Origin of the sequence: Salipiger sp. HF18, assembly GCF_011806505.1 — a bacterium.
GTDB classification, from domain to species: Bacteria; Pseudomonadota; Alphaproteobacteria; order Rhodobacterales; family Rhodobacteraceae; genus Salipiger; species Salipiger thiooxidans.
This window is the reverse complement of the sequence record NZ_JAATOS010000285.1, coordinates 1-5,313: the sequence shown is the minus strand read 5'-3', so window position 1 is coordinate 5,313 and position 5,313 is coordinate 1. Positions and strand designations below refer to the sequence as shown.

Annotated in this window: 6 protein-coding genes; 4 read left to right on the top strand and 2 right to left on the bottom strand. The window is 68.6% G+C overall.

Annotated features, from left to right (window positions below):
• The 4 genes from HC022_RS18570 to HC022_RS18550 form a co-directional block, all read left to right on the top strand.
• Positions 1-1,019 (top strand): extracellular solute-binding protein (locus HC022_RS18570; RefSeq protein ID WP_217704043.1); only part of this gene is annotated, 1,019 nt, incomplete at its 5' end.
• Positions 1,020-1,044: 25 nt separating this feature from the next.
• Complete coding sequence (locus tag HC022_RS29345; RefSeq protein ID WP_254885174.1) at positions 1,045-2,658, top strand: ABC transporter permease subunit; 1,614 nt, start codon at positions 1,045-1,047, stop codon at positions 2,656-2,658.
• Complete coding sequence (locus tag HC022_RS18555) at positions 2,658-3,671, top strand: ABC transporter ATP-binding protein (RefSeq protein WP_167453411.1); 1,014 nt, start codon at positions 2,658-2,660, stop codon at positions 3,669-3,671. The genes HC022_RS29345 and HC022_RS18555 overlap by 1 nt, the downstream gene beginning before the upstream one ends.
• Entirely contained in the window at positions 3,668-4,210 is a 543-nt protein-coding gene (locus HC022_RS18550; protein ID WP_175583640.1) for a cysteine hydrolase family protein, read from the top strand. The genes HC022_RS18555 and HC022_RS18550 overlap by 4 nt, the downstream gene beginning before the upstream one ends.
• Positions 4,211-4,344: 134 nt before the next feature.
• Here the strand turns inward: HC022_RS18550 and HC022_RS18545 are convergent, their stop codons facing one another.
• The gene (locus HC022_RS18545) at positions 4,345-4,944 is read right to left on the bottom strand and encodes a hypothetical protein (RefSeq protein ID WP_167453410.1); all 600 of its coding nucleotides are present in this window, start codon (positions 4,942-4,944) and stop codon (positions 4,345-4,347) included.
• A 57-nt stretch (positions 4,945-5,001) separates the two neighbouring features.
• The coding region (locus tag HC022_RS18540; protein ID WP_217704040.1) for a hypothetical protein at positions 5,002-5,313 on the bottom strand (312 nt) is incomplete at its 5' end.

Here is a 5,313-nt window from a genome sequence, read left to right as displayed (position 1 = left end):
TTTCCCTCTCGCTGCTCGCGCTCACTGCGTCAGGCGCGCTTGCCGACGAGATCCGCGTGCTCAACTGGCAGGGCTACGGCACCGACCTCGGCTGGTCGCTCGAGGCGTTCGAGGCCGCCACCGGCCACAGCGTGGTGCACGAGTACTTCAACTCCGAGCAGGAAATGCTCACCAAGATGCGCACCAACCCCGGTGCCTATGACGTGGTGCTGATCAACGCGGCCTACACCACGCAGGCCTACGAAGAGGGTCTGCTGGCGGCCATCGATACCGCCGCCATCGGGAACTACGCCGGTATCCCCGCCAACTTCGCCGAGGACCCGAGCCTCGTTCACGAGGGCGCGGTCTACGGCGTGCCGTGGACCTGGGGTCTGACCGCCATCGCCATCAACACGCAGGCCTTCGACGAGGCGCCGACCTCGCTCGAAGTGCTGTGGGATCCCGCGCACAAGGGCCGCGTCTCGATCCGCGACGATGCCGAGGAAGCGGTGCACCTCGGCGCGCTGGCCACCGGTCAGGACATCAACAACATCGAGGATCTCGACGCGGTCGAGGCCAAGCTCAGGAAGCTGATGCCGCAGCTGCGCACCTTCTGGGCCTCGGAGAACGACTGGAACCAGTTCATGGCGGCGGGCGAGCTCGACGTGGCGAGCTACTGGTCCGGCTCGGCGGCGCGCTCGGCAGGCATGGGCCTGCCGGTGGAGTTCGTCGTGCCCAAGGAAGGCGCCATCGCATGGCTCGACGGGCTGTCGATCCCCGAGACCTCCGAGCACAAGGAGGCCGCGGCCCAGTTCATCGACTGGATGATCGACCCCGAGTTCTATGTGAAGTGGGACGCCGAGGGCGCCCCCGCCTCGGCCAATGCCGATGCCGCCGCAGCACTGCCGGACGACGCCTTCAACAAGCGCGTTCTGGGCGATCCCGAAGTGGTCAAGCTCGCCAAGTTCCGCGCGCCCATGGACGATGCCACGCGCGAGAAATATCTCGCGCTCTGGCAGAGCCTGAAGGCCGCCCAGTAAGCCGCTGACGAGACGAGGGAAAGTCATGGCAGAGGTGATCCATGCACAGGACCGCCGGCGGCTTCTGACGCTGCTGGGCCCGGCCTATCTCTGGCTGACGCTGGCGGTGTTCCTGCCGCTCTCGGCCATGCTGTTCTTCAGTTTCCTCTCGGACATGCCCGGTGACGCCCCCGACTGGGGCGTCACGCTCGGCAACTACGCGCAGTTCCTCGAGAATCCGACCTACGCCACGCTTCTGTGGAAGTCCCTGAAGCTCGGCGTCACGGTCACGCTCTTCTGCATCCTGATCGGCTACCCCTGCGCTCTGGTGCTGGCGAAATCCATCAAGGGCCGCGCCCGCGAGGCGCTGTTCCTGATGGTCATCCTGCCGTTCTGGTCGAACTCGCTGGTGCGGATCTTCTCATGGGCCATCGTGCTGCGCGGCAATGGCGTGCTCGAACGGACGCTGAACTGGATCCTGCCCTTTGACATCCGGCTGAACCTGATGTTCACCACCGAGGCCGTTGTGATCGGGCTCGTGCACAGCTACCTGCCTTACGTGATCCTGACGAGCTACCTCGCGCTGCAGGCCATCGACGACGACCTGATCGACGCCGCGCGCTCGATGGGCGCCTCGAAACTCACCATCCTCAACCGCCTGCTGCTGCCGCTGTCGCTGCCGGGGCTGCTGGCCGGCGCGGTGCTGGTCTTCGTGCCCGTGGTCGGCAGCTTCATGGAGCCGCGCATCCTTGGCGGGCGCATGGGCACCTATTACGGCAGTCTACAACTGGCCGCTGGGGGCCGCGCTGTCGTTCATCCTGCTGGCGGTGGTGCTGGTGATCCTCGGCGCCGCCTCGCCGGTGCTGCGGAGGGCGCGGACATGAGCCCCATCGCCCTGCTCGGCCGCATCTGGCTGGTGCTGATCCTGATCTTTCTCTACGCGCCGATCCTCGTCATGGCGGCGATGAGCTTCAACGCCTCGCCCTTCTACCAGCTGCCCTTCGAGTATTCCTCGAAGTGGTACAGCGACATGGCGGGCAACGAGCAGATCGTGACCGCGGCCATCCGCTCGGTGCTGATCGCCTGCGCGGTGACGGCGATCGCCACCGCCGTCGGCACCGCCGCCTCGGTCGCGCTGTTCCGCTACGAGTTCCGCGGCAAGAAGCTGCTGCAGGCGCTGCTGTTTCCGCCCATCGCCATCCCGTGGCTGATCACCGGCACCGCCATGCTGGTGTTCTTCTTCACCATCGGCATCGGGCGCGGCACGCCCGCGGTGATCATCGGCCACGTGGCGCTGGCGCTGCCTTACGTCATCGTGACCGTCACGGCCCGGCTTTCGTCCTTCGACGTCACGCTGGAGGAAGCCGCGCGCTCCATGGGTGCGGGTGCATGGACGGTGCTGCGCCGGGTGACGCTGCCTTGGATCGCGCCGGGGATCGTCGCGGGCGCGCTCTTCGCCTTTGCCGTCAGCTTCGACCAGTTCGTGGTGAGCTACTTCCTGTCCAAGCCCGGCGACAGCACGCTGCCCGTGCTCATCTACACCGCCATCCGCAAGGGCTTCACGCCCGAGATCAACGCCATCTCGACGATCATCATCGCCGTCTCCATGGCGGTCATGTTCCTTGCGGCGCGCTACTCGAAATTCGGAGGGGACCGCTGATGTCGCAGGTCGAGGTTCGCAATGTAACCAAACGCTTCGGCCGCACGGTGGCGTTGGACGACGTGTCCATCGCCTTCGAGGACGGCGGGTTCTTCGCCCTGCTGGGGCCGTCCGGGTCGGGCAAGACGACGCTGCTGCGCACCATTGCGGGATTCCATTTCCCCGAGAGCGGCAGCATCCGCATCGGCGAGCGCAACGTCGAGAAGGTGCCGGTCGAGAAGCGCGACATCGGCATGATGTTCCAGAACTACGCGCTGTTTCCCAACATGTCCGTGGCCGAGAACGTGGGCTTCGGCCTGCGCGTCCGCAAGGTCGGCTCGGCCGAGGAAACCCGCCGCGCCCGCGAGGCGCTGGAACTGGTGCAGCTCGGCCATCTGGGCGACCGGCGGCCCTCGCAGCTTTCCGGCGGGCAGCGGCAGCGGGTGGCGCTGGCACGGGCCATCGTCACCAACCCCAAGGTGCTGCTGCTCGACGAGCCGCTTTCGGCGCTCGACAAGACCCTGCGGGTGGACATGCAGATCGAGCTCAAGCGCATCCAGCGCGAGGTCGGCATCACCACGATCTTCGTGACCCACGACCAGGAAGAGGCACTGACCCTCTCGGACCGCATCGGTATCCTGCGCGACGGGCGCATCGTGCAGGCCGGCCCCCCGCGCGAGGTTTATAACCGCCCCGTCGATGCCTTTGCCGCGGGCTTCCTCGGCGAGGCGAACTGGCTCTCCGAGGGCGCATTGGCGGGGCTTACCCTGCCCGCCGATCCCTCTGGGCGCCGCTTTGCCACGCGCCCGGAGGCGCTGGCGATCTCCGCCGCGGCGCCCGCACCGGGGATGAACGCGGTTCGGGGCCAGCTGGTGCAGCGCGTCTTCGCGGGCGCCATGGCAACCTGTCTCGTCGAGGTGGACGGCCAGCCGTGGAAGCTCATCGCGCGCGACCGCGACATCCCCGAGCTGCCCGGCGACGGCGCGGTCTGGCTTGCCTGGGCGCCGCAGGACACGCTGGTGGTGCCGGCATGAGCGAGGTGCTTCTTGTCATCGACATGCAGCCCGGTTTCGGCCACCCAGAAAGCCCGTGGTGCACCCCCGGCTACGACCTCTGCGCCGAACGCATCGGCGCCCTCGCCGCGGGCTTCGCGGGTCGCGCGCTCTTCACCCGCTTCGTGCCGCCCGCCGAGCCCTCGGGCGCGTGGCTGCCCTATTACCAGGCCTGGCCCTTTGCGCTGGATCCGGCGCAGAGCTGGCTCTGGGAGCTCGATCCGCGCTTTTCGGGTCATCCCGAAGTGACCGGCCACCGCTTCGCCAAGTGGCGCGAGGCCATTTCGCACGTTCCCGAAGACGCCACTCTGGTGATCTGCGGGGTGGCGACCGACTGCTGCGTGCTGGGCACCGCGATCGAGGCGGTGGACGACGGCCGCCACGTGCGGCTGGTCACCGACGCCTGCGCGGCCGGGACGCAGGCGCTGCACGAGGCCGCCATCACCGTGATGCGCGACCGCGCCCCCATGCTGACGCTGACCGACACCGAGACCGAGCTGGCGCGGCTGCTCGAGCACTGAGTGTATCGGCTCTGGCGCCGGAGCCGTGGCGAGCGGAGCGGCCCACGCGGTCAGGGCGCGGCGGGTTGGCCAAGCCGTGGCGCCGGTGACGCCGCGGACGTGTCAGCCCTTGCGTATAAGCCTCGGTGGATGGGTCAGCCCTTGCGGAGGAGCCGCGGCGGTCGGGTCAGCCCCGAGGCATCGGGCCAGAGCGCCCCGGCAAAAGGCGTGCCCGCGTAAAAGCGGTTGGCGCCGGTGTTCATCACCTCGATCTCCAGCAGATGTTGACCCGCCGCGACGTCGCCCAGCGGCAGGCGGAACGGCGCGTGGTACACGGCGCCGTGCTCGGCGCCGTCGAGCCTGACATGGGCCGCACAGGCAAGCCCCGGCAGCTCGAGCGTCAGCGCCATGGGGGCGGTCAGCGTGAAGCGACAGCTATAGCGCCCGACACCGGAGAACGCCGGATCGCCCTGTGCCTGCCAGCCCTCCGCCACGCTGATCGCCCGGGCCGCGCCCGATGTCGCAAGGGTCCAGCCGTCGCTCAGCTCCATGACCGGGACGAGCGCGGGCTTGGGCGGCCACGCTACGTCCGTGACGGGCTCCGCCTGCCGCAAACGAAGCAAACGCAACTCCTGCGGGTCGAGAGCCAGTGACAGGCGGCGCGACGGCTCGGGCGGACCGGCCTCGCAGACGAGCCCGGCGCCGAGGGTCAGCTGGGCCTCGAGTGGCGCGTCGCCCTCGTTGAAGAGCGCCACGCGCCACAAGCCTTCAGAGTAAAGACCTGTCACGAGGCTGCGAAGCTAGGTGCGTTCTTAGCTTTGTGGCAGGTCGGGGAGCGCGGCGCAGATGTCCTGCTCGTCCGGCATCCCTCGCCAGAGAGGCAGGCCGATTGCCTCGGCGCGGGCGAGCACCTCCGGGTCCCGCAAAGCCGTCACCTCCGGCAGCACCAGCGCCGCCACATCTTCACCGTGGATCCGGCACCCGCCGTCCATCGCCGCCAGCCCGTCCTCGTCGACCACCAGCGGCGGGTGCCCCAGCGCCACCAGCCGCTCGGCCCAGCGGCCGAAGGTCTGCGCATGGGCATGGCGCGGGCCCTCGGTCAGCGCGGTCTCGTAGGGATAGAG